This window comes from Corallococcus sp. CA053C, from assembly GCF_003611675.1.
Classification (GTDB): domain Bacteria; phylum Myxococcota; class Myxococcia; order Myxococcales; family Myxococcaceae; genus Corallococcus.
In genome coordinates this window covers 1-2,812 of sequence record NZ_RAWA01000673.1, presented here as the reverse complement: position 1 = coordinate 2,812, position 2,812 = coordinate 1, and the positions used below count along the sequence as shown (strand labels likewise).

2 protein-coding genes are annotated in these 2,812 nt (G+C 71.4%); one reads left to right on the top strand and one right to left on the bottom strand.

The features are described 5' to 3' along the window. The coding region (locus D7V97_RS41950) for an immunity 52 family protein (RefSeq protein ID WP_233583585.1) at window positions 1-576 on the top strand (576 nt) is incomplete at its 5' end. A 19-nt stretch (window positions 577-595) separates the two neighbouring features. Here the strand turns inward: D7V97_RS41950 and D7V97_RS41945 are convergent. Beyond that, a partial coding sequence (locus D7V97_RS41945; protein ID WP_233583584.1) for a PAS domain S-box protein occupies window positions 596-2,812 on the bottom strand: 2,217 nt, incomplete at its 5' end.

Here is a 2,812-nt window from a genome sequence, read left to right as displayed (position 1 = left end):
AAGACCCCCCTCATGCCCCCGGACCTCCCCACCCTGACGGAGGCGTTCCGACGCGGCGTCAACCGCGAGCCGGGCGGGCCGCCCATCGAGCACCTGGGACTGACCCTCGGCGCTTACAACGATGGCACCGGCCAGGACTTCGCTTCCGTGCGCATGCACTGCGGGAGCGACGAGCAGAACAGCTCCGCCAACGTGTGCGTCCTGTCCCTCCCATCGAAAGGGGAGAACGCGGGGCGAATCCTCACGGCCCCCGTGCTGACGGAAGTGGCGCGCAGCATGGCGCTGGCATGGGAACCTGACTGGGCGGTGGCCATGTCCGAAGCGTATCGGGAGATGGACGATAGGCAGGGCAAGGCGGATATCTGGCTGGGCTGGGTGACATACCTTGCACGTCACCGGGGCACGGTGCCGCCGCTTCCCGCGCCGGTGCGCATCGAGTCCGTGGGGGACCAGGGCACGCTGATCATCCTGACCCCCGAACGCTTCACGGTGGCCAACCCCGAACACATTGCGTTGGCGCGGCACGTGCGCGAACTGTTGGCCAGGGCAGGGCTCATGCGGCCTCTCACGCGCTGATCGTTCCGCGCCCGCCGCGCTACCCCTGCTCGATCATGTCCCGGATCCGCGTGGCCAGCGCCTCCATGGCGAAGGGCTTGGTCATCATCGCCATGCCCGGCTCCAGGAACCCGGACGCCACCGCCGCGTTCTCCGCGTAGCCCGTCATGAACAGCACCTTCAGCCCCGGACGCGCGCTGCGTCCCGCGTCCGCCAGTTGCCGGCCGTTCAACCCCGGCAGCCCCATGTCCGTCACCAGCAGGTCCAGCCGGGGCGCGCCCTGCAACAGCCGCAGCCCCTCCGTCCCGTCGCTCGCCTCCAGCGCGCGGTAGCCCAGGTCCCGCAGCACTTCCACGATGAGCGCCCGGATGACCTCCTCGTCCTCCACCACGAGGACCGTCTCTCCCACCTCCGCCACGTGCGCATCGGTGAGCCCGCCCGGCTCCTGCGCGTCCTCCGCCTTGCCGTCCCCCACGTAGCGCGGCAGGTACAGCTTCACCGTCGTGCCCTGCCCGGGCTGGCTGTAGAGCTGCACGGAGCCCTCCGACTGGCGCGCGAAGCCGTAGATCATCGACAGGCCCAGCCCCGTGCCCTGCCCCAACGGCTTGGTGGTGAAGAACGGCTCGAACGCCCGCTCCAACACCTCCGGCGTCATCCCCGTCCCCGTGTCGCTCACGCTCACGCACACGTACGGGCCCGGCGCCACGCCCCGCAGGCGCGCCGCGTAGGCCGCGTCCAGGTGCACGTTGCAGGTCTCCACCGTGAGCTTCCCCCCGCCGGGCATCGCGTCGCGCGCGTTGATGACCAGGTTGAGCACCGCCGTCTCCAGCTGGTTCGGGTCGCAGCGCGTGAGCCACAGCCCGCCCGCGAGCACCAGCTCCAGCTGCATCTGCTCCCCCAGCGTCCGGCGCAGCAGGTCCTCCATGGACGCCACCCGCGGGTTCACCTTCACGGGCTTGGGGTCCAGGGGCTGCAACCGCGAGAACGCCAGCAGCCGGTGCGTCAGCGCCGCGGCCCGCTGCGAGGAGCTCATCGCGCTGGTGATGAACCGCTCCAGCTCCAACATGCGCCCCTGGTGGAGGCGCTTCTGCAACAGCCCCAGCGACCCGACGATGCCCTGGAGCAGGTTGTTGAAGTCATGCGCGATGCCGCCCGTGAGCTGCCCCACCGCCTCCATCTTCTGCGACTGGCGCAGCGCGGTCTCCGCGGCGGCCAGCGCTTCGCGTGACTCACGCTCCTCCGTGATGTCCCGGCCCACCGCCATCAACGTCCCCTGCCCCGTCTCCACCGCCGACCAGGAGATCCACCGCCACCGCCCGTCCTTGTGCCGGTACCGGTTGTCCGTGCGGCGGGGGGACGCCTCCTCGTGGAGCGCCTGCACGTACTGCGTGGAGTGCGCCAGGTCGTCCGGGTGGATGAAGTGGCCCACCGGCGTCCCCAGCAGCTCCGCCTCCGTCCAGCCCAGCAGCCGCTCCCAGGCGGGGTTCGCGGCGATGATGCGCCCGTCCGACTCCAGGTCCACCACGATCATCAGGTCATGGCTGAGCCGCCACATCAGGTCGCGCTCGGTGGTGCGCTCGGTGACGCGCGCCTCCAGGTGCTCGTTGAACTCGCGCAGCGCCACCTCCGCCTGTCGGCGCTCGGTGATGTCCCGCGACGCGCCCATCAGCCGCGCCACCCGACCGTCCGGCCCGGGGATGGGGCGCGCCTGCACCGACAGCCAGTGCACCGAACCGTCCGGCCACACCACGCGGAACTCGAGGTCGTACTCCACCTGCTCCCGGAGCGTGCGCTCCAGGGCCGCGCGCCGGCGCTCCACGTCCTCCGGGTGGATGGCGGCCTGCAGGTCGTCGTAGCTGAACGGCGCCTCCGGCCCCCGCCCGAAGTTCGCCTTGCCCATCGCGGACATGACGAGCGTCATCGTGCCCACGTCCAGCTCCCACGCCCCCAGCCGCCCGGCCTTCAGCGTGAACTCCAGCCGGGACTCGTTCTCGCGCAGCTGGCGCTCCAGCCGCACCCGCGCCGTGGTCTCCCGCACCACCGCCAGCGCGCCCACGGGCCGCCCCGCCGTGTCGCGCACGGGGCTGTAGTCCAGGTCCATCCAGACGGACTCCGGCACGCCGTTGCGCGTGAGCACCAGGGGCTCGTCCCGGAACGTCAGCGTGCCGCCCTCGAACGTCGTGGCCAGCACGTGGCGGTTGAAGTCCGCCATCTCCGGCCACGCCTCCACCGCCGGCCCCCCCAGAATCCCCGGGTG